General features: G+C 56.7%; 17 protein-coding genes and 1 tRNA gene. 10 read left to right on the top strand and 8 right to left on the bottom strand.

What is annotated here, in order from left to right; all coding sequences use genetic code 11:
* The first annotated feature begins 98 nt into the window (after window positions 1–98).
* Window positions 99–476: a pyrimidine dimer DNA glycosylase/endonuclease V gene (locus NE637_RS01045; RefSeq protein ID WP_227118340.1), complete on the top strand. Its 378-nt coding sequence runs from the start codon at window positions 99–101 to the stop codon at window positions 474–476.
* Window positions 477–590: 114 nt separating this feature from the next.
* Here the strand turns inward: NE637_RS01045 and NE637_RS01050 are convergent, their stop codons facing one another.
* The 5 genes from NE637_RS01050 to NE637_RS01070 all read right to left on the bottom strand — a co-directional run bounded on the left by NE637_RS01050 (window position 591) and on the right by NE637_RS01070 (window position 10,093).
* Window positions 591–1,745 carry an NAD(P)H-dependent flavin oxidoreductase gene (locus NE637_RS01050; RefSeq protein WP_192111766.1) on the bottom strand — a complete coding sequence of 385 codons (1,155 nt, stop codon included), beginning with the start codon at window positions 1,743–1,745 and terminating at the stop codon, window positions 591–593.
* A 142-nt stretch (window positions 1,746–1,887) separates the two neighbouring features.
* Window positions 1,888–4,875 carry a PD-(D/E)XK nuclease family protein gene (locus NE637_RS01055; RefSeq protein ID WP_227118341.1) on the bottom strand — a complete coding sequence of 996 codons (2,988 nt, stop codon included), beginning with the start codon at window positions 4,873–4,875 and terminating at the stop codon, window positions 1,888–1,890.
* Window positions 4,872–8,195, bottom strand: a complete 3,324-nt coding sequence (locus tag NE637_RS01060) for a UvrD-helicase domain-containing protein (protein WP_227118342.1) — start codon at window positions 8,193–8,195, stop codon at window positions 4,872–4,874. Before NE637_RS01060 ends, NE637_RS01055 begins: the two co-directional genes overlap by 4 nt.
* Window positions 8,196–8,203: 8 nt before the next feature.
* Complete coding sequence (locus NE637_RS01065) at window positions 8,204–9,508, bottom strand: ATP-dependent 6-phosphofructokinase (RefSeq protein WP_192111769.1); 1,305 nt, start codon at window positions 9,506–9,508, stop codon at window positions 8,204–8,206.
* Window positions 9,509–9,532: 24 nt separating this feature from the next.
* The gene (locus NE637_RS01070; protein ID WP_227118343.1) at window positions 9,533–10,093 is read right to left on the bottom strand and encodes an HD domain-containing protein; all 561 of its coding nucleotides are present in this window, start codon (window positions 10,091–10,093) and stop codon (window positions 9,533–9,535) included.
* Between the two features lie 182 nt (window positions 10,094–10,275).
* Here NE637_RS01070 and NE637_RS01075 point away from each other — a divergent pair, with 182 nt between their 5' ends.
* Window positions 10,276–11,346, top strand: coding sequence for a PSP1 domain-containing protein (locus NE637_RS01075; RefSeq protein WP_227118344.1), 1,071 nt, complete (start codon window positions 10,276–10,278; stop codon window positions 11,344–11,346).
* A gap of 23 nt (window positions 11,347–11,369) precedes the next feature.
* Window positions 11,370–13,367: a methionine--tRNA ligase gene (metG, locus tag NE637_RS01080; RefSeq protein ID WP_227118345.1), complete on the top strand. Its 1,998-nt coding sequence runs from the start codon at window positions 11,370–11,372 to the stop codon at window positions 13,365–13,367.
* 100 nt (window positions 13,368–13,467) lie between these two features.
* Here metG and NE637_RS01085 read toward each other — a convergent pair whose 3' ends face one another.
* Window positions 13,468–13,659, bottom strand: a complete 192-nt coding sequence (locus NE637_RS01085; RefSeq protein ID WP_192111773.1) for a hypothetical protein — start codon at window positions 13,657–13,659, stop codon at window positions 13,468–13,470.
* A 113-nt stretch (window positions 13,660–13,772) separates the two neighbouring features.
* On the opposite strand from NE637_RS01085, the gene NE637_RS01090 reads away from it, so the two are divergent.
* The 5 genes from NE637_RS01090 (at window position 13,773) to NE637_RS01110 (ending at window position 16,853) form a co-directional block, all read left to right on the top strand.
* Window positions 13,773–14,570, top strand: a complete 798-nt coding sequence (locus NE637_RS01090) for an undecaprenyl-diphosphate phosphatase (protein WP_192111774.1) — start codon at window positions 13,773–13,775, stop codon at window positions 14,568–14,570.
* A gap of 66 nt (window positions 14,571–14,636) precedes the next feature.
* A tRNA-Met gene (locus NE637_RS01095) sits at window positions 14,637–14,713 on the top strand.
* A 250-nt stretch (window positions 14,714–14,963) separates the two neighbouring features.
* Window positions 14,964–15,365, top strand: a complete 402-nt coding sequence (locus NE637_RS01100; RefSeq protein ID WP_227118346.1) for a RidA family protein — start codon at window positions 14,964–14,966, stop codon at window positions 15,363–15,365.
* Between the two features lie 139 nt (window positions 15,366–15,504).
* Window positions 15,505–15,705, top strand: a complete 201-nt coding sequence (locus tag NE637_RS01105; RefSeq protein ID WP_215647636.1) for a hypothetical protein — start codon at window positions 15,505–15,507, stop codon at window positions 15,703–15,705.
* Window positions 15,706–15,851: 146 nt separating this feature from the next.
* A complete protein-coding gene (locus NE637_RS01110) occupies window positions 15,852–16,853 on the top strand; it encodes a GNAT family N-acetyltransferase (protein ID WP_215647635.1) in 1,002 nt (333 codons plus the stop codon).
* Between the two features lie 48 nt (window positions 16,854–16,901).
* Here NE637_RS01110 and NE637_RS01115 read toward each other — a convergent pair whose 3' ends face one another.
* The gene (locus NE637_RS01115; protein WP_227118347.1) at window positions 16,902–17,729 is read right to left on the bottom strand and encodes a class I SAM-dependent methyltransferase; all 828 of its coding nucleotides are present in this window, start codon (window positions 17,727–17,729) and stop codon (window positions 16,902–16,904) included.
* Window positions 17,730–17,942: 213 nt separating this feature from the next.
* Window positions 17,943–19,229, bottom strand: a complete 1,287-nt coding sequence (locus NE637_RS01120; protein WP_227118348.1) for a dicarboxylate/amino acid:cation symporter — start codon at window positions 19,227–19,229, stop codon at window positions 17,943–17,945.
* 674 nt (window positions 19,230–19,903) lie between these two features.
* Here NE637_RS01120 and NE637_RS01125 point away from each other — a divergent pair.
* Both NE637_RS01125 and NE637_RS01130 read left to right on the top strand, forming a co-directional pair.
* Window positions 19,904–21,373, top strand: a complete 1,470-nt coding sequence (locus NE637_RS01125) for a 30S ribosomal protein S1 (RefSeq protein WP_215647633.1) — start codon at window positions 19,904–19,906, stop codon at window positions 21,371–21,373.
* A 14-nt stretch (window positions 21,374–21,387) separates the two neighbouring features.
* The gene (locus tag NE637_RS01130; protein ID WP_215647632.1) at window positions 21,388–22,815 is read left to right on the top strand and encodes a DegQ family serine endoprotease; all 1,428 of its coding nucleotides are present in this window, start codon (window positions 21,388–21,390) and stop codon (window positions 22,813–22,815) included.
* Window positions 22,816–22,858: the final 43 nt, after the last annotated feature.

Raw genomic sequence — 22,858 nt, forward strand, 5'->3', positions numbered from 1 at the left:
CCGACTGATACACCAAGGCCCGGATCTCAGGATTCGGGCCTTTTCGTATACAGAGCGGGTTAGCTGCAAAAAACTTTTTCTGCTTACAGGAGACGCGTATGCGCATGTGGATGTTGCCCCCGGAAGGCATGTGCCGCAAACATTTGCTGGGCGAACATGTGGAACTGCATATGCTCCTTGGCAGCATGCGGCGCGGCAAAAATATGGATGGCTTTCTTTCCGGCGGATTGGTTGACCCGCAGCTTGTCTTTGCCCGGCATGAGGAACTTGTGGCAGAGATGATCCGGCGTAGATTCAAACACACATCGCCCATTGATGCGAGTGAATGTGCTTCTTTGGCTGCCCGTTATGCAGGCCGCACCTTCATCAACATTGCCGCCAATGCTGCTGAATTGCAGCGCAGGTGCCCAGACTGCGCCCACTTGATGTTAGCGAAAAACACCACAGCGCAATCAGGCACCACAAATGCAAACTGATGCCCATGCGACAATAACATGCGCAACATCGATACGATATTTGACTATCGCGCACAAAAAAAGCCGGGCCTGGAAATCCAGACCCGGCTTTGCATGTTCAGGCAGGGTAGAGCGTTAGCTCTTGATGCTGAAGTTGAGCTTGCTCTGCATGTTCTGCACGCTCTTGCTCAATGTGCTCATGGCATCGTCAAATTCCTTTTGCAGGCTGTCCATGAGTTCATGCACCGAGATAATCTTGTTCACACGGGCCACATTGGCGCCGCAAAAGGCAAAGCCGCGTTCAAGATTGCCCTTCATGGCGTTAATGAGCGCCTGGGCGATGCAGTAGGGCGTTTTTTCCTGTTCGCAGGTGTGTACGCAGTGGAACACGCATTTGAAAGGCTTTTTCTTGCCTTCGCGCGATGCCGTGATGAATTCATTGCCAAGAGCGCGGCCAGGCATGCCCACCGGGCTTTTAATAATGGTGATGTCTTCATCGCGCGCAGAAAGGTAGCTCTGCTTGAAGCGGTCATCGGCATCGCATTCGTGGGTAGCCACAAAGCGGGTGCCCATCTGCACGCCGGAAGCGCCAAGATCGAGGAACTTCATGATGTCTGCGCCGGAGTACACCCCGCCGGCGGCGATAACAGGCACCGCGCGACCGCACTTGTCTTCCATGGCCTTGGCGGCCTCAACCACCTGCGGCACCAGAACTTCAAGCGAATGGTTGGGATCCTGCAATTCTTCGGCCTTGAAACCGAGGTGGCCGCCAGCCTTGGGGCCTTCAACCACAAAGGCGTCAGGCGTGTAACCAAAACGCGAGGCCCATTTTTTGGCGATTACCGTGGCCGCTCGGGCCGAAGAAACAATGGGAACCAGCTTGGTTTTGAATTCTTCCTTCTTTTCTTCGCACACCTGCAAGAGGTGATGCGGCATGTCGAGGGGAAGGCCAGCGCCGGAAAAGATGATGTCCACCTTGTTTTCAACGGCGGTGCGCACCATCTGGCTGAACGTGGTAAGCGCCACCATCAGGTTGACGCCGATAATACCGTTGCTGAGTTCACGTGCTTTCAATATTTCATTGCGCAGGGCGCGCAGATTGGCTGTAAGAGGATCCTTGGCCACATCGGGTTCTTTCATGCCGATCATGGCCCCGGCGATGACGCCGATACCACCCTGATTGGCAACAGCCGACGCAAGCCCGGCAAGCGAAATACCCACGCCCATGCCACCCTGAACTACAGGGATTTTAGCCGTGAGATCACCTATCTTGAGTGCGGGGAAAGACATTGCAAGACCTCCGTCCTGTCCGTAAGCAGCATGCCACTTTGCATCGTTTCGATTACAAACGACATGCCTATGTTTGCCGGGAAGCATAGCTGGTAATTTCACAAGACGCAACAATCATCTTTAATATATGTATTCCGGCCCGTTATCCTGCGCATAGTGACGCATAGGGGCACCAGTCGCAATGGCGGTCCGGACGCGCCGTAAAGGACGGCGCATGGCGCATGTGCAGCAATACAAGAGAAAGCGCCGCGTGGCAGTATCCAATGGCCTCCGCCAGGTCTTCATCCACCAGCCCTCCAAAAAGAGGATACTCCCTGCCAGCGTTGCGCAGCTCAACCAAGGCTGCATCGCCGACCGGGCCAAGGCCGCTGCCCACAGCCATGCTCACATAGCAGGGCAGTTGCAGGCTGGGCAGCCGGGGCCGCAACTCTTCAAACAGGGCATCCATATCTTCAAGCATCTGGGCGTCAGGCTCGTACCCCCCGCCAGTTTGCGTCTGGCGCAGGGCCGCAAAAAGGCTTTCAATACGCCTGAAATAAAGAATGTCGCCCCACAGGCTTCCATCATGTAATTTAAGGCTGCCGGTCTTGTAGTCAAGGATGTGCAGCAGGTCATCCCGCCGGTCAATGCGATCCATTATGCCCGTAAAGGAATATTCGCCGCCTGCCAGTGACAGCGTGGCCTTGAGTTCTTCCTCCAGCGCCACAATGATTGTGCTGTCGGGCTGATTATCCAGAAATCGTTGCAAGCGTACAGGGGCGGCTTCTTCCAGCATGAGGCAACTGTCCGGCGGCAAAATGCGGCGCAGGTCGGCCTTTTCAAGCTCCTCATGAAACCGCGCCAGCATGGTCTCGCGGCTGATATCACCCCGGCGCACCTCTTTATTGAGATACGGTTCGTACAGCGCGTGCAGCGTATCGTGAATGCAGGTGCCCACGGCTGCGGGGTCGTCCCCTTCGTTGACCTCCTGCGGCGGTTGCAGCCTGCAGAGGTATTGCCAGGCAAAGCGCAGTGGGCACTGCTGGTAAACATCCAGCCTTGTGGGCGAAAGCGGTTTTTGGAGCAGGGCCAGCATGGCCTCGTGCAAGGCCTCTGTGCGGGGCAGGCTTTTGGGCGCGGCAGGGGTGCTGCGCACCACGCAACGGGCCATGCCCAACGGCCCCTGACCGGGCACAAGCAGCTCGCCACGGCGTTGTTCTTCTTCCCACAGCAGTTGCTCAACAAAGCGGCTGCGGCTTTTTTTGCCGTCAAAGAGCGCAGAGCGGCTGATCCCCTCCTGCCAGAAAAAGCGCACCTCCTGCGCTCCGGCGCAGAGCCGGTACAACGTGTGGGCTGTCGCCCGTTCGCGCCTGCGGGCATCGGGCAGGCCAAGCACCTGCCGCAATGAATCGGGCAGCAGAGGATCCTGCGCAGGGTTGCCGGGCAGTTTGTCGTCCGTGGCATCCACAATAAGCACCCTGTCAAAGTGCAGCAGGCGCGTTTCAAGCATGCCGAGCACCTGCAAGCCCGTGAGCGGCTCCGCCTCAAAAGGCACGCGCTCCTGCTGCAGCACTTCGCGCACTATGCCGTGCAACACGCTGGTGGGAAAGGGCGTCTGCGCAAGACAATTTTGCCGCAACACAGGGGCCGCATGGCGGGCAAGCCGGTACATGGCCTCCGCATCCAGCGGAAAATGCCGCCACATGTCGCCGCCGTTGCGCAGCAGAAAATCGCAGATATTTTGCAGGCACAGGGCCATGCCCTCGGTGGTGTCCACCTGCCCTGGCTGGCGCACCAGCACATTGAGCGTGGCTTCAAAAAGCTCAAAAAGCGCAGGATGCATGCCCGGGGCGCACTCCCGCGCAACCTCGTCCATATTCACAAACCGCGCTCCGCCGCGGATCATGCCCTCAATGCGGCGCAAGACCTCGCGCAAATAAAGGGGCGTCGCGCTGCCATCATCCACGCGTAGCAGGTTCAGATAGGGGTGCCGCAGGCACTGGAGCAGGTTGCGCCAGTAGTAGCGGCCATCTTCCGTCCTGTTTTCCTGCAATTGCAGCAGGGCCTCAAGCAGTCGGTTAAGGGGCGAACGCTCCAGCGGGTAGCCCATGGAGACGTTGACGTCCTTGTTGGGCAGATGGTGCAGCACAGGCATGAGCAGGGCGCTGTCCGTGAGCACGACCGCCGTGGAAAGCCCGTCAGGAGCGGCTAAATCATTGTTGCTGCCGTTGCCGCTGCCCGGTGCCGCCAGTTCTTCATGCAATGCTTTAAGCTGTGAATGACAGTCGTACCCGGCAAAAAACGATATGCGCGGTTTGTGCGCGGCCTCGGCCTCCGTGGGCTCCACGGCAAGGCGAGCCGTGGCCTTCCAGCGGCGCAGCCACGCGGCCTGAGCCTCGCACGCCCAGTGCGGCGCGGCGCCAAGAGCCAGCGCCGGATCTGCATGCAGGCAAATCTGCCCGCCAGCCTGCCACAGCCTGCGCAGCAGGGCTTCTTCACTGCCGGTGAGCAGCGAAAATCCGGCCATCACAACGGGGCGGTCATCTGCGGGCGTAAAAAAGCGGGGCAGGGCAAGGCCGTCTTCGCTGACGGTAAAGGCGTCCAGTCCCGGCGTCGTCCAGCGGCGGGCCTCCAGCGCGACCACATAGGCCTTGCCTATGCGCCCAAGAGCGCCCAGCAGGGCAGCCGCAGGGCCGGAAACCTCCTGCTCCACATGGCTGAGATCCACAGCAGCCACGCGCTGCCCCAGCATTTCTTCCAGCAGGTTTGAGAGCCGCAAGCCCCAGGGCAGAAAGTGCGCCATGTCCATGCGGGCAAAACGTGCGGCAAGGCCTTCGTCATCCTGCGCGAGACCCATAACGCATTCGTGCAGCAGGGCGACCCTGTCCAGCACGTTGGCCGTGTGGAGAGGGTCAGCGCTGGTTTGCGACCGCCAGGCCGAGATCACATCCGCCAGAGTCATGACCTTGGGCAGCAATCCCTGATAGCCTTCTTCCGCATAGAGCTTGGTAAGGTAACGCCAGGGCCGGTTGTGGGGCACGATCAGCAGGGTTGCGCCCGCCCGCCCCTTGCCGATGCTGGTCAGAAAGGCTTTGAGATCGGGCAGAAAGGGCCGCTGCCAGGGAAAAACAAGAATCGGCGATGCGCTCATGCCTGAGCCTCCGTGGCGGGCAAAAGATCGCTGCAACGCTCGGCAAGGGCCGAAACGCCGTGCGCTTCCACAAGCTGAAACCGCCGTAAATCAAGGTACACCAGCAGGCCGCGCGCACTGCCGGGGGCGCAGTCGTTCCCGGCTTCCAGACAGGCAAGGTAGGTCTGTAGCTGCGCTACATGGTCGGCTTCGGGCTGACCGCTTTTATAATCAAGCACCAGCGGCCCCCATGGCTCATGCACAAGCAAATCCATGCGCAGCAAGTGCCCTTCGGCATCCATGAGCGAATGTTCGGGCCAGCCCGTTTGCAGCCAGCGGGCAGCCTGCGGTTGCGACGCGAACCATTGCAGCGCCGCAGCGGCATTTTCCCGCAATGCGGCCTCGTCCGGCACAGGCAGCGAAAAATGCCCAAGGCCGAAGTTCAGCGCAGCCTGCGCGTCCGCCTGCGGATTGCCCGTTATGTGCAGATGCTCAAGGCACAGGTGCAGAAAGCTGCCCCTGTCTTCTGCGCGAAAGCTGAACCCTGCCAGTGGATTACGAAAAATCTTGAGGCGCGGCAGCCACTGCATGGGCCGCCATGCGGGGTCTGCAAAGCCAGCGGAATCCCCAGCATCCGGGGCCATTGCATTGCCCTGCGCGGTATCCGCAGAAGCAGCGGCTTCCTCGCCTTCCAGGCTTTCCGCAGCCTCTGCCTTGCTGCCCCAGGGGGCTGCGGCAGAAGCCTTCGCGGCTTTAGCAGCCGGGGCGGCATCGTGCGTGGCTGGCTCCTCGCCCACGGTGTAGGGGGCTGTGAACCCGGCCTCTTCCATAAGCATGTCCAGCACATCACTGGTAGAGCCGCGCCCGCCCACGGTGCTTGTGCGCAGCACATAGAGCGCATCGCGTGCGCGTGTAAAGGCCACGTAAAGCAGGTGGACGTTTTCACGGCACTGGCGGGCAAGCTCCTGATGATAGGGCGCGCCTAGATGCTTTCTGTTGCCCACGGCAAGGCGCAGGCCTTCGCGCTCGACCATCACGGTTTCATTGCCCATACGGGCGCGCAGGTCTGTCCACGGCACAATAACCACCGGGGCTTCCAAGCCCTTGGATTTGTGGATGGTCATAACGCGCACGGCATCCATGTTTTCGGGCATGGGCACCTTTTCTTCGCCGCTTTTGGCGCGCCAGTGCTCCAGAAATGTGGGCAGGGTGGCAAGGCCCTTTTCTTCCGCGCTGTGCAGCACTTCCATGAAGCGCCGCAAAAAGGTCTCCGCCTCGGGGTAGCGCCGCTCCACATCCAGCCGGGCAAACCATTCAAGCGTCATGTCATAGGGCGTCATGAGGCCTGACTGACTGTGGAACGGGGCAAGCAGCCTCTGCCAGATTTCTGGCCAGCGCTTTTTGAACCGCTGGAACAGCGGCCCGCCTCTGGATGCCGCGCACCAGCCCGCAATGTCTTCCTGCGCAAGGGCCGCAGCTTCTGGATGCTCCCGAAAGATGCTACCGCACACAAGGCTCATAAAGGCTATGTCGTCCTCAGGATTATCAAGAAAGGAGAGCAGGGCCACGGCCTGCACCACCAGCGGATGCGCGGCAAGCCGCAGGCTGTTTTCTGTAATCACGGGGATATTTTCGCGAATCAGCCTGTCTGCCACAAGGGTGGCCTTGCCGTTGCTGCGTACAAGGATGAGCACATCGGCCCAGGTATGGTGCGGCTCAACATCCTCATGCAACAGGGTGCAGAGGCGTTCAAGCACATCTTCGCCCAGAGCCTCGGCATCCACGGAAAGGATGGTTTCCACGCGCACAAGGCCGCCCTCGCGGGCGTTTTCAGGGCATTGCTGCTCCGTGCCCGCAAAGGCGCGCACAAGGCCCTGAGCGGCCTGCCCGCAGATTTCCGGCGGGGTGCCCGTGGGTAAAAGGGCGGCCATGACCTTTGCGGCCATGTCCGGCTGCCCCAGGGGGCCGAAAATGCCGTTGTTGTGCTGCACTATTTCGCGGCGGCTGCGCCAGTTGTAGGGCAGATTGTCGCGCTGGCCATCGGGTGCGAGGGCTGTGAGTCCCGCATCGTCAAACACGCCATCAAAAAGCTCCGGCTCGCCCCCACGCCAGCCGTAAATGGACTGCTTGACGTCCCCCACCCAGGTGAGGGAGCCGCCGCGCGAGAGCGCTTCTTCCACAAGGGGGCGCAGGGCGTACCACTGCTCGCGGCTGGTATCCTGAAATTCATCCACCAGAAAGTGCGTGAGGCGCGAGCCCATGCGGCACAGGGCTTCGGGCACGCCGTTGTCGCTTTCAAGCACCTGCCGCGCCATGTGCGGAATCAGCAGGCCAGGCAGGCTGCCTTCCTGCCGCTGGTTTTGCACAAAGGCCTGCACAAGGGTGCGCGCCAGCAGGAGCACGGGGGCAAGCCCCACAGCCTGACGCAGCAGTGGAGCGGTATCCACCAGAACCCCGGCGGCGCGGGCAAAGGCCTCGTAGGCTTTTTGCACTTCGTCGCTGACAACGGGCTTTTTCAAAAACAGGTCAGAGGCGCTGGCCTTGCTCAGGTATGCCGAAGTCTTGCACTGCCCGGCGGCAATGGCCTCCACAGCCGCGAGGGCGTTTTTGCTGAAACTGAGTCCGCTTGCAGCCGCAGCAGACAGAAAGATATTGGCATGGGTAACTGCCAAGCTTTCCACTTCGCTCAGCCGCTTGTGCAGGGTTTCTGTGGGCGAAATATCCTCAAAGCGCCCGAGCAGCACGTCATCCAGCAGGCCGCGCAACTGGTTGAGCAGTTTTTCGCCCGCAAGAAAGCCCGTGCTGTTCTCCCGCCAGGCCATGGCCCGATAAACCTCGCGCAGCAGGGATCGCATGGTTTCATCGCCCTGCCATGCGCGTTCAAGCAGTACATCAAGGTAGGGGGTGAGCACTTCTTCGGTGGCAAAGACAGGCTGAAAATCCGGATGCAGATCAAGTTCCAGCGCTGCCGCGCGCACAATGAGGTGCAGCAGGCTGTCGATGGTGCGGATGTTCAGCGCGCCCATATCGCGCATGATCACATCCACCCAGCGGGAGGCCTGCTCGGGCGAAAGCGCAAGCCCGCCCAGGGGCTGCCCGAGGGCCGCGCTCTTGAGTTGCCGGATGACGCGGTCGCGCATTTCGGTTGCAGCGGCATTGGTAAAGGTGATGGCGAGGATGTCGCCCCAGCCGCAGCGGCCGCCCGGCAAAAGCACGCAGGCCGAGGAAGCGGACGCGCTCGCAGGCGGCCCGCTCTGCACCAGCCTTTGCAGAAAACAATGCGTCAATTCATAGGTCTTGCCGGAACCGGCAGAGGCCTTGACCTGTCTGAGATGCTTCATGCTGCCGGTTACGCCGGGGGCAGCATGCCGTGCAGCATGCCCTGACCGGTGGATTCAAGCACAGCCCGCCACAGGTCTGAATAGATGTTGAGCTTGCGGCGCTTGCGGGTCACAAGCTCCAGCGGCAGATGGACGTAACGGTCCTGAATCTTGCCCACCACCATGTCTGTGCGCCCGGCCATGGCGGCATGCACGGCGTACTGGCCCAAAAATCCGCAATAAACCTTGTCATTGGCGTTGGCCGGGATGGAGCGGATGATATAGCTCGGGTCAATATATTTCAGCGAATGCTCAATGCCGCGCGCGCCAAGATAGGAACTGATATTCTTGCGCAGAAGGTCGGCCACGTCGCCAAGCACGGGGTTGCCCGACACATCCTTGGCGGCGTGGTTTTCCATAAGGTGCTGACCAGCGCCCTCGGCTGCCACAATAACGGCATGCCCGCGCGAGCGCAGGCGTTCTTCCAGCGCAGGCAGAAGCCCGCCCTCGCCCTCAAGGGCAAAGGGAGCTTCCGGAATCAGCACAAAGTTCACTTCTTTGAGGGCCAGAGCCGCGCGCGCGGCGATAAAGCCGGATTCGCGCCCCATCAGCTTGACCAGCCCAATGCCGTTGGGCACGCCGCAGGCCTCGGTATGGGCGCATTCAATGGCCTCCGTGGCCTTGAAGGCGGCAGTTTCAAAGCCGAACGACTGGGGAATGAAGTTGATGTCGTTATCAATGGTTTTGGGAATGCCGATGACGGATATCTTGAGCCCGCGCGCCTGCACCTCGCTGCTGATGGCAAGGGCGGCCTTCATGGTGCCGTCGCCGCCAATGACAAAGAGAGCGTTGACGTTGCTGCGTTCAAGGGTATCCACAATTTCCTCGGCAGACTGCGGCCCGCGTGAGGAACCAAGCATGGTGCCGCCAAAACGGTGAATGTCCGCCACGCTTGAAGGCGTAAGCTCAAAGGGGGCATGACCGTACTTGGGAATAAAACCCTCAAGCCCGTAGGCGATGCCCAGAATGGAGGGCACGTTGTAGGCGTGGAAGGCCTCCATCACAATGGCGCGGATGACATCGTTGATGCCGGGGCAAAGCCCGCCGCAGGTCACGATGGCGCACTTGGCTCGGGTGGTGTCGAAGTAGAGTTTTTTGCGCGGGCCAGCGGCCTCGAGGCAGACGCTGAAGGGCGCGTTCACTTCTTCCGACAGTTCTTCATCCACAACAATCTGCACGGTCTTGTTGTCTGCCCAGGTGCGGTAGGGCAGCACAGAATCAAGCTTGCAGGGGCCAAGCGTGCGGATTTCCGTTTGCAGCGAACATTCTTGCATGGTGCAGCCTCGGCTGTTTTGGAGCTATTTGCTTAAACCAAGTTCCGCCGCATGGGCGCGCATGGCTTCGATGGACAGAGCCAGAAAAGCATCAAGCTCAAGCCCGGCCTCGGCGCACTGGCGGATGTTGTCGCGGCACACGCTGGCCGCAAAGGCTTTATCCTTCATCTTTTTCTTTATGCTTTTAACTTCCATGCCTTCCATGCCCGTGGGGCGCATGAGCGCAGCGGCAGAGATAAGCCCGGTGACGGTTTCGCCGCAGCGCAGGGCGTAATCAAAGCGCGAGGCAGGGCCAGCCGCGCCGTTCATTTCCGCATTATGGGCGCGAATGGCAGTGAGGGCTTCGTCCGGCAACTGGCCAGTCAGCATCTCTGCGGTGTCCAGCCCGTGCCGGCTGGCGTTTTCCGCCGTGGCGGGGTAGTCGAGGTCGTGCAAAAGGCCAGTGAGGCCCCAGAGGTCTTCATTTTCGCCAAAATGTTGGGCAAGAGCGCGCATTATGGCCTCGGAGGCCAGGGCATGCTGCAACAGTGAAGGCGGCGTTTTTTGCTCGGCCAGCAGAGCGAGGGCCGATTGACGTTCTATCATGGCAAGTACTCCCTTATGTTTAAAAATGTAAATCAGGCAACCCGGCTTTGCAAGCCGCGCGAGGTGAATGGCCGATGCGCAGCCGTGGCTCGACCCGCAGCCCAGTTGACAGCACGGCATTAATGACGGAAAAGAACCTTTTCGGAATACATATTCCACTACCTTTGCCGAAGCGACAATTTATGCCTATATACGGTCTCCGTTTCAGAACGCTTGGACAAACAAGCTACTATACCGGCCCCTCCGGCTTCAAACGGGGGGATCATGTGCTTATTGAGGCAGAGCAGGGCCAGACCCTCGCCGAAATAGTATCCGGCCCCGCAGAGCATTTGCCCGGACAGATGGAGCAGGAACTGCCCTCCATTTTGCGCCATGCCGGTTCAGAAGACATCCACCGTGGCGAAGCCAACGAGCAGATGGCGCGTGAAGCGCAACAGTTCTGCCGCCAGTGCATCCGCGACCGCAACCTTGATATGAAGCTTGTGGATGTGGAGGTCTTTTTTGACCGCAGCAAGCTCATCTTTTACTTCACTGCGCCTTCCCGCATTGATTTTCGCGATCTGGTCAAAGACCTTGTGCGTGAATACCGCGCGCGCATCGAGCTGCGCCAGATAGGCGTGCGCCACGAAACGCAGATGGTGGGCGCTGTGGGCAACTGCGGCATGGTCTGCTGCTGCCGCAGGTATCTGCGCAAATTTGCGCCCGTGACCATCCGCATGGCAAAAGAGCAGAACCTCTTTCTGAATCCTGCCAAAATTTCGGGCATTTGCGGCCGTTTGCTCTGCTGCCTTTCTTACGAACAGGACAACTACGACCATTTTCACCGCATGTGCCCGCGCCTCGGCAAGAAATACCAGACGGACAAAGGCCCCATGAAGGTTCTGCGGGCCAACATGTTCCGCAATTCCCTTTCTGTGCTGACGGAAAACAACGAGGAAGTCGAACTGAGCCTGGACGACTGGCAGGCGCTTTCGCCCCACAGGCCGGAGGCCCCCCAGGGTGTACAGCCAAAGCAGCCGCCCAAAGGCCCCATGAACGACAACAGCCTGCTTGTGGTTTCCGCCACGCCGGATACTCTTGACTCTCTTGATTTTATGGATGAATTCCGTCAGGACGAGCGCGATACCCAGCCCGAGGAATCCGCCCCCGCCGAATCCGGCGAGCGCGCCCCCGGTGGAGAGGCTCAGGCCGAACCGGGCAAGAATCGCCGCAAACGCCGCCGCAACAAGTCGCAGCGGCCCGACCACGACTAGCAATTAAGCTTACGGAGCCTTGAGTGAACAGCTTTTTCATCACAACGCCCATCTACTACGTCAATGCCAAGCCCCATCTGGGGCATGCCTATACCACTGTGGTTGCCGACGCCATGGCCCGCTACCACAAGCTGATTGGCGAGGACACCATGTTCCTCACCGGCACGGACGAACACGGCGACAAGATTGTTCAGGCGGCGGAAAAACAAGGTCAGACTCCAAAGGAGTTTGTGGACGACATCAGCGCCCGCTTCCGCGCCTTGTGGCCCAAGCTTGACGTTGCCAACGACCGCTTTGTGCGCACCACCGATCCCGAGCACATCAGCGCTGTGCAGGCCTTTTTGCAAAAGGTCTATGACGCGGGCGACATCTATTTTGGCGAGTTCGGCGGGCATTACTGCTACGGCTGTGAACGGTTCTATACCGAAAAAGAGCTGGAAAACGGCCTCTGCCCCCAGCATCTGACCAAGCCGGAATTTATCAGCGAGAAGAACTACTTTTTCCGCATGTCCAAGTATCTGCCCTGGCTCAAGGAGCACATCGAGGCCAATCCTTCGTTTATCCGGCCCGAACGCTATCGCAGCGAAGTGCTGGCCATGCTCGAATCCGGCGCGCTGGAAGACCTGTGCATCTCGCGCCCCAAATCGCGCCTGACCTGGGGCATTGAGCTGCCCTTTGACAAGGATTACGTCTGCTACGTGTGGTTTGATGCGCTACTCAACTACATCAGCGCGCTGAACTGGCCCGAAGGCGAAGACTTTAAAAAGTTCTGGCCCGGCGAACATCTGGTTGCCAAGGATATTCTCAAGCCTCACGCCGTATTCTGGCCCACCATGCTCAAATCTGCGGGCCTGCCGCTGTATGAGCATCTGAATGTGCACGGCTACTGGCTTGTGCGCGACACCAAGATGTCAAAATCGCTTGGCAATGTTGTGGAACCGAGCGACATGGCCCAACGTTTCGGGCCGGACGCCTTCCGCTATTTTCTGCTGCGCGAAATGCACTTTGGTTCTGACGCCAGCTTTAGCGAAGATGCCCTTGTAGGCCGCATCAATGCCGACCTTGCCAACGACCTCGGCAACCTGTTCAGCCGCGTGCTTTCCATGACGGCCAAATATTTCGGCAGCCATGTGCCCATGCCCAAGGCGCTTCAGGAAGACGACAAGGCCATTGCCGACCTGTGCGCCAACTCCATGCGCAACTTTGTGCAGCTTTTTGGCAACGTGCAGTTTGCCCAGGGGCTTGAATCCCTGTGGGAACTCGTGCGCGCCCTGAACAAATACGTGGACACCCAGGCCCCCTGGACGCTCTACAAGCAGGGCAACATGGAGCGCCTCGCAACCGTCATGTACGTCATGCTGGCGGCCATGCGCAAAACCGCGCTCTGCCTCTGGCCCGTCATGCCTGTGGCCTCTGGCAAAATGCTTGCCCAGCTTGGGCAGCCCGTGCAGGAAGGCCAGCCCCCGGTTGCCAATGTGGAAGACGAAATTGCCCATTTTGAAGGCCTTGAACCCGGCATTCAGGTAGCGGAAGGCTCCAACCTGTTCCCGCGTATTGAAGTGAAAAAAGAAGGCGCGGACAGCAAGGAACCCAAGGCCCAAAAGAAGGACAAGCAGGCGGAAAAACCGCAGGAAAAAGCCGCGCCCAAGCAGGCTGCAGCAGAGCAGGGCGGGGCGGATGCGCCTGCAGTCAAACCCAATGTGGAATTCGACCAGTTCAAGGCTCTGGATCTGCGCGTGGGCACAGTCAAAGTGGCGGAAAAGCACCCCAATGCCGACCGTATTCTGCGACTTGAAATTGACTTTGGCGAAGGTGAGCTGCGTCAGATTCTCTCTGGCCTGGCAGAGCACTATGCGCCGGAAGATCTGGTGGGCAAACGCGTGTGCGCAGTGCTGAACCTTGCCCCGCGCAAGATTCGCGGGCTGGTTTCGCACGGCATGGTGCTTACGGCAGGAACCGACAGCGCGCTCGGGCTGCTTGCTGTGGACCGCGACGTGCCTGACGGCAGCGAAATAGCATAATTCTGATGCGGTGAGCGGCGTCGCACCCGTGGTTCAAATGGGCGCGACGTCTGCAACCACCATCAGCAAACGGCAATACAGAACGATGGGCGGAAATGCTCTAGTGGGCCTTGGCCTCTTCTTCGCGGAACAGGCGCTCAAGGGCGGCGGCATCAAGCGGCGTAAGGTTGAAACGCATACCCGCTTCGTCCAGAAGGGCAGACAGGCTCTTGCCGGTATGCAGGGCGCGCTGTTCCGCCAGATAGGCCGCAGCCTTACGCACAAGTTCGCCTTGCGGCATAATGGTTGTCATGGAGATATCCTTTTTTATTCACCCATAGCCGTTGTGCCGTCTTTTGGCAATGCTCTGCCCGCAGGGCGACACATCCCACACTAGGCGACAGGATTTCGCGCCAGAGGGTTTTTATGGATAATCTGTTTACTGCGGTAATTTTGAGCATTGTCGAGGGGCTGACGGAATTCCTGCCTGTTTCCTCATCCGGCCACCTTATTCTGGTTGGCGATCTGCTCAACTTTATGGGCGAAAAGGCCGCCACCTTTGAGGTGGTTATTCAGCTTGGCGCCATCATGGCTGTGGTGGTGCTGTACTGGAAGCGCTTCTGGGGCCTTGTGCGCCCTCAACCCTATGTGCGCTTTGCGGGCATGCGCGGCATCATGCTGCTTATTCTTACATCGCTGCCTGCCAGCGTGCTCGGGCTTTTGCTGCACTCGGCGATCAAGACCTATCTGTTCCGTCCGGAAACTGTGCTCATTGCTCTGGTTGTGGGCGCGGTGATGATGATAGTTGTTGAAAAACGCAAGTTCAAACCTTCGTATATTACGCTGGACGACATGACGCCCAAGCTGGCCCTTGGCATCGGCTGCTTTCAGTGCCTTGCGCTGTGGCCCGGTTTTTCGCGCTCGGCTTCAACAATTATGGGCGGCATGCTGCTTGGCGGCAAGCGCTCGCTGGCGGCGGAGTATTCGTTCATCGCCGCAGTGCCCATCATGGTTGCAGCTACCGGCTACGACATGCTGAAAAGCTGGCACCTGTTCAGCGCTGCGGATATTCCCTTTTTTGCCGTGGGCATGATCGGCTCGTTCCTCTCGGCCCTGCTGGCAGTCAAAGTGTTCATCGCCCTTATGGGCCGCGTGACTCTGGTGCCTTTTGCCGTGTACCGCCTGTTAATCGCACCCTTTATTTACTATTTCATGGTGAACTAAAAAAAATGCTTGCCAAGGGGCGGCAATTTTTATAAATAGATCGTCGCGCTAACGAGGCGCTGACACGGCAAGGTAGCTCAGTTGGTCAGAGCATGCGGTTCATACCCGCAGTGTCGGGGGTTCAAATCCCTCCCTTGCTACCAGAATTTCATACCCGGAAGTCTTACGAGACTTCCGGGTTTTTTTGTTTTTAGGCGCACACTGCTGTTGAGCAGCAGTGTGCGCCTAAGGCAACTCCCCATACTTTTTTTCACTACCGCGACATGATGCTTTCAAAATTTTTGTAATGGTGTTATTCTAAAAGTCCTGCACCACACTCCGTCAGATCAACAATTTGCCGTCTTTCCGCCTATAAAAATGAAAAACAGCACCATTTAAAACAAAGAGAACCCCATGAAGGCCATTATAAGAAAAACACCAAAGAGCATGTATCAGCCTGTTGGAAACTATTCACATACAACCATCATACCCGCTGGCATGGACACCTATGTGTTTTCAGGGCAAATCGGCATCAGGGGTGACGGTTCTTTTCCAACGGCCTTTAACGATGAAGTGCAGCAACTCTTTACAAATATTAAAGTATTGCTCGATACGGAAGGACTGTCCGGACCAGATATTACCAAGGTTAATATCTGGTCCGTGAAAGAAATCGACTGGGATTATTTCGATAACGAGTGGGATAAGCTTTTTGGCAGCACTTACCCATCGATGACTATTGCGTATGTATCGGCATTAGGCCTGCCGGAAATCAGCATAGAAATTGATATCTGGGCTGCAAAGCAACCTCAGGGCTAAGTGCAGCAGGGTGCTCTTCATGAGCAGAAGGGCGCCCTAACCATGGATAGCTGGCATATTGCTCTGGCGAGGGAATTGATAACCTGCACCATACATGGTAATTTATTGAAAGTTCTTCATTGGCTACCTTGGGGGCATTATGAAAGAAAAAACTGTCTACCGCTGCAAGCGCTGTGGTGATGTTTTTTACTGCCCGACTGGCATGCTGGACAAAGCCTTCTTTAACTTTCGGCGGGTTTTCAAGTTATTGTCATGCCCACGATGCGGAAGTACGCTTATACATGAAGAAGAGTACGTGGCTGAAAAAAAGAAACAGGACAATGCTGCAATAGATAAATAGCCTGATCTGGTTATGCACAGGCAGGCAATATTTTTGCCATCCAGCAAAACAGGCTCGCGTTATAACCAATATATACGGCGTTTATGCCTTGTGGTGCGCAAAAGCGTACGGGGCATAAACGCCTTGCCTTTTACTCCGGTGCCGTCATGCAGTTTATACATTTGCCCCACAACGCCAAGCCCGAGCAGTACGCAACGTGGCACAGCGCAGCTCTGCACAGCGCTCAGGCCGACCCTTTCAGTTGTACGCCAGCATGGCAACTTGCCTTTCATGATGCCTTTGGTCCCAAGCGGCGTTTGTTGTTTGCAGAAGCCGACGGCAGTGTTATTGCCCTTGCGGAAGGCCTTGTTTCGCCAGAAGAAATCTACATCACGCCCCTTGAACCCTCGTGGTTCTTTGGCTGCCCGCTGCTGGGCAGCCATGCCCCGCAGCTATTTGCCGACGCCATGCACTTTTTTACCAGAACCTATGCCCCCAGATTTCCCAAGGTTCTTGTGGGCGGCCTTGGCCCTGGCCTGGATTATGTGCAGAACATGCTCAACAAAACAGGCATGCCGCTCCAGGCGCACCTCGTAAAAGCGGGCATTCAGGGATCGGCTTCACTTGCTGGCGGGCTGGACGGCTATCTTTCGCGCCGCTCGGCCAATCTGCGCCGCAACCTGAAACGTTCGGCCAAGAAGGCGCACGAGCTGGGCATCTCTTATGAACGGGTGCTGCCTTCAACGGAAGACGAAGCAAAGGCAGCGTATGCCCGCATGATCGCTGTTGAACGCACAAGCTGGAAGGGGATTGACCACTGCGGCATGGCGGAGCCGGGCATATGCGATTTTTACGCATTTCTGCTCCAGCGGCTCGCGCCGGAAAAGGGTGCGCGCGTCATTTTTGCCCGCCGTGAAGATACGGACGTGGGCTTCATTTTTGGAGGCCTGGCAGGGGATATCTATCGCGGACAGCAGTTCAGCTATGCGCAGGATTGCCATGAGCTTTCACTGGGCAACCTCATGCAGATTGAAAAAATCCGCTGGCTCTGCGAGGAAGGTGTGCAACGTTATGACATGGGGCCTCTTGATGGCCCCAAAATGCAATATAAGACGCACTGGACGGAAACGGCCTTTCCCATCAGGACATGGCTCATAGAAAAGGCCTGAACACCGCCAAAAGGGCAGGGGGCAACAGACCCCGCAGCCCGCATGCCATCACAGGTTAGCGTTCCAGAAAAGCATGGCCACCCGCGAGCTGCCAGTTTCGTGCACCATGCCGTTCTTGCTCATGGCGCACAGTTTGTCTGCCAGGGCGATCTCTTGCACCTCTGTGAGCTGGCCTCTACTGTTAAAATGCCGCGTGTACATCACAATGGCTTCTTCCAGCGGGCATTCAGAATCCCACGTGCGCTCAAGGTATTCCACTTCTGGATAATAACCCTGCAACCACAGGATATTGAAGGCGCAGTAAAGCCCCCGCCGGGTATAGTCGTCGTCATTCGTTGCACCAACAACTGGCGCAAGTTCCCTGCGCACAGAATTATCGCCAGTAACCTGCGTGATAAGGCAGCAGTAGCCCCGCGAGGCCTCTGTCATTTTTTCAAGAGTAACATGGTCATACACGGCAGGAGTGCGCGAGGCGAAAACAAGCTGAAACCGTTTTTGCCAGCCAAGCTGCTTCAGATCCGCAGTATCCCAGTCAAGCACGTGAAAACGGGCGTTTTCCATACCAGCTTGTTGCGCATTTTTATTTGCGTATTCGATCATACCGGGCGCGATATCAAAACCTTCAACCTTGCCAGCCAGTCCCGCAAAAATCAGGGCATGCCTGCCTGGCCCGCAGCCTATGTCCAGCACGGCATCAGCCTTGCCAACCTTGGCGCGCGCTGCAACCTTTGCAACAAGATCGCGACGGTACGCGCTGGAATCTTCCTCGGCCGAATGGGTATTGAACGACTGGGCGCGGCGGCTCCAGAACTCCGCCAGATCTGTGCGATCCGGCTGCCTGTCTGCCCAGAATGCTTCAAATTGTTTTATGTCCATGTTCAAAACCTTTGTTTGCGCGCAATGCTGCGCCGTAGTCCAGCAATGTTTTGCAAGGTTACAAGGAGACGGAGTGGGAATAAAGAAAAATCAGCCCGCTGTTTCTGCGGGCTGACAGGCATCCAGTGGATGTCCTTTGACGAGATAGATGGAGCAGGGGAAAACCCTCTGCCCGGACACGGATTTCAGCCGGGCAGGGGCAGTTTATGAAGGCTAAACAATGGGGACGGGCTGGCCTACCACTTTTTTGCGATCAAGCTCTTCATGCAGCTTTTCCACATCCAGGTTGCCAGTAACCCTTGAAACAAAGATGGTTGCAACACCATTGCCCACAAGGTTTGTGAGCGCGCGGGCTTCAGACATGAAGCGGTCAATGCCGAAGATAACGGCAATGCTCTCTGGCGGTATGCTGCCCACAGAACTCAGCGTTCCGGCCAGCACAATAAAGCCGCCGCCAGTAACTGCAGCCGCCCCCTTGGACGAAATAAGCAGAATACCCAGGAGCACAAGCTGATCGCCCAGCGGCATGGGCGTATTGGTGGCCTGGGCAAGGAATATGGCCGCCATTGTGAGATAAATGGCTGTTCCATCAAGGTTGAAGGAATAGCCAGCTGGGATCACAAGATCCACAACACTTTTGTTGCAGCCAACTTTTTCCATCTTGCGCAGCATGTTTGGCAGTACGGATTCAGAAGAAGAGGTGCCAAGCACGATAAACAGTTCTTCACGAATATAGCGCACAAACTTGAAGATGCTGAATCCGCAGCTGAAGGAGATGGTCCCCAGAATGAACACGACAAAAAGGATGCTTGTAACGTAGAAGCACACAATGAGCTCGCCAAGTACAAGGACAGAGCCAATACCCTCCTTGCCGATGGTAAAAGCCATTGCGCCGAACGCGCCAATGGGAGCCACATGCATGATAATGCCGATAACCTTGAACAGCACTTCGGAAAGGCTCTTGATGAGGTCAAAACACAGCTTGCCCTTTTCGCCGCTGTAATTCAGGGCAAAGGCAAACAGCATGGCCACCAGCAGCACCTGGAGGATCTCGCCGCTGGTAAAGGCAGAAACAAAGGTATTGGGAATGATGTTGAGGAAGAAGTTGACGATATTGTTGTCTTTGGCCTTGCCAGCATATTGGGCGGCAATGTTTTTGTCCGCAGCGTTGAAGGCGCTAACGTCAACATTCATGCCCACGCCGGGCTGGGCCAGGTTGACCACCACAAGGCCGATAGCAAGTGCCGTAAGCGTAATGACGGTAAAGTACACCAGCGCTATACCGCCAGTTTTGCCCACCGCCTTGATATCTTTCATGCCAGCTATGCCGGTAACAACGGTTGAAAAAATCAAGGGCGCGATGATCATTTTAATGAGGTTGATGAAGCCCTTGCCCAAGGGTTGCATCTTGACGGCCAGTTCAGGATAAAAGTGACCCAAAAGAATGCCAATGAATATGGCAATGAGAACCTGCACATACAAAATTTTCAAGTACTTCATGGCTGGAATCCTGGCTTATGGCCTGATGTAAGTCTTGTTTCTCAGCTCTAGATACACCAAAAAATTCTTTTTTAAAATTGCAATTTAAATTTTACGTCAAGGTGGTATGATTATTTTTGACAAAATAACGCTTACTTTTTTGTTATAAAAATCGTACATAGCAGTATTTTTCTCTAAAAAAAATATATAATGAAAACAAACAAAAATATTACTATGATTATATAATATAGTAATTGACTCCATAATATTGAATCCAAATTTTATTTTTAAAAAACTGTTTGTATGTTCCAACAATTTTTTTATGTACAACGTACAATAGTCATTGAATGATGTATCACTGCATTGATCATAATTGCAATCAAATTATTTTTTTAACTAGTTGCATGAAAAACAACTGTTTGATTGAACAGTATAATTATAATTAGTAACATAAATAAGTATCTATAGCGCCACCTCAATTATCATCTATTGTTTTACCCTTGTCTTACCTCTGTGCATACTCATGGCATGGTGGCAATGGCTGCACAAAAAATATCCACCTGTATAAATTTGATTCAGCACCTACCAAAAGGCCCGAAAAAATCAGGACTAAAAAGACAATTGTTTTCCTTGTGCGGATGGCGTAATATGGCGGACTTGAGCAATAAGCCCAGCTTGTAAGGAGCAGGAAAACTATGACCGAGGATAAGTTCGCAACCTCCATGTCGGAGGAAGGCGCTGAGGATTTTGCCGCCATGCTGGCGGCCCACGACACCGCTTCAAACCGCCTGCAGCCCGGCCAGAAAGTGACCGGAACTGTAATTGCCATCACTGGCGACAGCGTTTTTGTGGACGTGGGCATAAAGGTTGACGGCATCATTGACCGCAAAGACATTCTTGATGCCGAGGGCAATGAAAGCGTTAAGCCCGGCGACAGCCTCGAAGCGTGGGTTACTGGTGTTTCCTCGCAAGAGATTCGCCTTTCCCGCTCCATGAGCGGCAGCGGCGTTGCCGCGCTTGAAGAAGCCCGCGATGCGGCGGTGCCGGTTGACGGCCGCATAACCGCAGTGTGCAAGGGCGGCTATACGGTTGACGTGCTTGGCAAGCAGGCCTTCTGCCCTGGCAGCCAGCTTGGCGTTGCCACGTCTGAAGACGCCGCCGAAGTTGTGGGCCGCAGCATGCCGTTTCTGGTTATCCGCGTTGAAAACCGCGGCAGAAATGTTGTGGTTTCGCACCGCGCCATTGTTGAGCGCGAACGCGCCGAACAGCTTGATGCCCTGCTTGAAAGCCTCAAGCCCGGCGACATGGTTGAAGGCAAGGTCACGCGTTTCGCCGCTTTTGGCGCATTCATGGAACTTGCTCCTTCTGTTGAAGGCATGATCCATCTTTCCGAACTTTCCTGGTCGCGCGTGGGCGCTCCTGACGAAGCCGTGTCGCTTGGCGACACCGTGCGCGCCAAGGTTATCTCCATCAGCAAGGACAGCAAGGGCCACGTGCGCATTTCGCTTTCGCGCAAGCAGGCCGAGGGCGATCCCTGGCAGGATGTGACCACCAGACTTGAGTCTGGTACGGTTGTTTCCGGCAAGGTTGTGCGCCTCGCGCCCTTTGGCGCTTTTGTGGAGCTTCTGCCCGGTATTGAAGGCCTTGTGCATATTTCTGAACTGTCGTGGACAAAGCGCGTGGCCAAGGCCGAAGACGTGCTTGCGGCGGGCGAAGTCGTTTCGGTTAAAATCAAGGAAATCAACCTTGAAAATCACCGTATTTCCCTGAGTCTGCGCGATGCGGAAGGCGACCCGTGGAAGGAAGCCGCCCAGCAGTTTGCCGTTGGTTCAACGGTAAGCGGCACGGTTGAAAGCCGCACTCCCTACGGTCTCTTTATTACGCTGGCCCCTGGCATCACCGGTTTGCTGCCCGCTGGCGTCATCAAGAATTCCAAGCAGGGCAACCAGTACAGCAAATTGGACAAGGGCGACACCGTCACCCTTACTGTACAAAATTTGGACACCAGCGCCAGACGCATCAGCCTTGCCCCTGAAGGTGAACAAGCTGCCCAACCCGCCGAAGACAAGGCATGGAAGCAGCATACATCCGCCGGAAGCTCCAACAGCGGGTCTGGAATGAACATCATGGCACAGGCTTTGCAGAAGGCTCTGAAAAATAAGTAACCAGGAGCTTTTCCATGATGATAAAAAAATGTCTTGCAGCCATGCTTGCCGTGACCTTTCTTGCGGCATCGCAGCTTGCCCAGGCAGCCAATCTGCCCGACTTCAGCGAACTGGCGGCCAAAAGCGGCCCGGCAGTCGTAAACATCGGTACGGAACGGAAGGCCAGCGGTAACAGCCAGGACGATCTCATGGGGGAAATGTTCCGCAATATGCCGCCAGGATTTGACAAATTCTTTGACCAGTTCGGCGGCAAGCGCGGTGGCAAGCGCCCCCAGATGAAACAGAAGTCACTGGGATCCGGCTTTATTGTCTCCGCTGACGGCTATATTGTTACCAACAATCATGTGGTTGCCGATGCGGATGTTATCCGTGTGACCCTTGATCAGAGCAATGGCAAAAGCGAAGCCATCACGGCCAAGCTGGTTGGCGCAGATGAAGAAACCGACCTCGCCCTGCTGAAAATTGAAACCAAAAAGACCTTGCCCTACCTTGCGTTCGGCAATTCGGATGAACTGCGGATAGGCGAGTGGCTGCTGGCCATCGGCAACCCCTTTGGGCTCGACCACTCGGTGACGGCGGGTATTCTTTCGGCCAAGAACCGCAACATACACGCTGGCCCCTTTGACAACTTTCTGCAGACGGATGCCTCCATCAACCCCGGCAACAGCGGCGGCCCGCTGCTGAACATGGCCGGGCAGGTGATTGGCATCAACACGGCCATTATTGCGAGCGGGCAGGGCATTGGCTTTGCCATTCCGAGCAACATGGCCGCCAAGATCATCGACCAGATCAAGTCCGGCAAAAAGATCAGCCGTGGCTGGATTGGCGTTGGTATTCAGGATGTTGAAGAAAATACCGCCAAGGCGCTGGGCCTCAAGGACGCCAAGGGCGCGCTTGTGGGCAGCGTTATGGAAGGCGAACCTGCTGCCAAGGCTGGCATGAAAGACGGCGACATCATTGTTTCCGTTGACGGCAAGGCAATTGATGACGCCGCGGCCCTGCTGCGCGTGATTGCCGACAAAACCCCCGGCAGCAAGGCTGCAATAACGGTGTGGCGCGATGGCAAAACCACTGAACTTTCCGTGACGCTTGGCGAACGCAAAACCTCGCAGACAGGCGACCAGAACGGCAAGGATCAAAAGCAGAAGGATGAAGGTTTGCTTGGTATTTCCGTCCGTCCGCTGACGGATGAAGAACGACGCGACCTCAAGATTGAGAAGAACGAAGGGCTGGTCATTATTGACGTCAATCCTGAAAAGCCCGCTGCTGAAGCCGATCTGCGCCCCGGCGACGTGATTCTCAAGGCCAACCTCAAACCCGTTCGCAGTGCTGCGGATCTGTCGAAAATCGTCAACGATGAAGGCGTCGCCCGCGGTGCCGTCATGTTGCAGATTTCACGGCGAGGCGATGTGTACTTCCGAACTGTAAGCCTGAGCAAGTAGCAGGCACAACTACACGGGCTGCCTCTTAACCGGGGCAGCCCTT

The organism is Desulfovibrio desulfuricans, assembly GCF_024460775.1.
In the GTDB taxonomy this organism is placed as follows: Bacteria; Desulfobacterota; Desulfovibrionia; order Desulfovibrionales; family Desulfovibrionaceae; genus Desulfovibrio; species Desulfovibrio desulfuricans_E.

Coding starts and splice junctions, on each gene's coding strand:
- NE637_RS01050 (WP_192111766.1), bottom strand. CDS start 1,745: ATGTCTTTCCCCGCACTCAAGATAGGTGATCTCACGGCTAAAATCCCT.
- NE637_RS01070 (WP_227118343.1), bottom strand. CDS start 10,093: ATGATAGAACGTCAATCGGCCCTCGCTCTGCTGGCCGAGCAAAAAACG.
- NE637_RS01085 (WP_192111773.1), bottom strand. CDS start 13,659: ATGACAACCATTATGCCGCAAGGCGAACTTGTGCGTAAGGCTGCGGCC.
- NE637_RS01125 (WP_215647633.1), top strand. CDS start 19,904: ATGACCGAGGATAAGTTCGCAACCTCCATGTCGGAGGAAGGCGCTGAG.
- NE637_RS01065 (WP_192111769.1), bottom strand. CDS start 9,508: ATGCAAGAATGTTCGCTGCAAACGGAAATCCGCACGCTTGGCCCCTGC.
- NE637_RS01090 (WP_192111774.1), top strand. CDS start 13,773: ATGGATAATCTGTTTACTGCGGTAATTTTGAGCATTGTCGAGGGGCTG.
- NE637_RS01100 (WP_227118346.1), top strand. CDS start 14,964: ATGAAGGCCATTATAAGAAAAACACCAAAGAGCATGTATCAGCCTGTT.
- NE637_RS01045 (WP_227118340.1), top strand. CDS start 99: ATGCGCATGTGGATGTTGCCCCCGGAAGGCATGTGCCGCAAACATTTG.
- NE637_RS01075 (WP_227118344.1), top strand. CDS start 10,276: ATGCCTATATACGGTCTCCGTTTCAGAACGCTTGGACAAACAAGCTAC.
- NE637_RS01055 (WP_227118341.1), bottom strand. CDS start 4,875: ATGAGCGCATCGCCGATTCTTGTTTTTCCCTGGCAGCGGCCCTTTCTG.
- NE637_RS01110 (WP_215647635.1), top strand. CDS start 15,852: ATGCAGTTTATACATTTGCCCCACAACGCCAAGCCCGAGCAGTACGCA.
- NE637_RS01060 (WP_227118342.1), bottom strand. CDS start 8,195: ATGAAGCATCTCAGACAGGTCAAGGCCTCTGCCGGTTCCGGCAAGACC.
- NE637_RS01105 (WP_215647636.1), top strand. CDS start 15,505: ATGAAAGAAAAAACTGTCTACCGCTGCAAGCGCTGTGGTGATGTTTTT.
- NE637_RS01120 (WP_227118348.1), bottom strand. CDS start 19,229: ATGAAGTACTTGAAAATTTTGTATGTGCAGGTTCTCATTGCCATATTC.
- NE637_RS01115 (WP_227118347.1), bottom strand. CDS start 17,729: ATGGACATAAAACAATTTGAAGCATTCTGGGCAGACAGGCAGCCGGAT.
- NE637_RS01130 (WP_215647632.1), top strand. CDS start 21,388: ATGATGATAAAAAAATGTCTTGCAGCCATGCTTGCCGTGACCTTTCTT.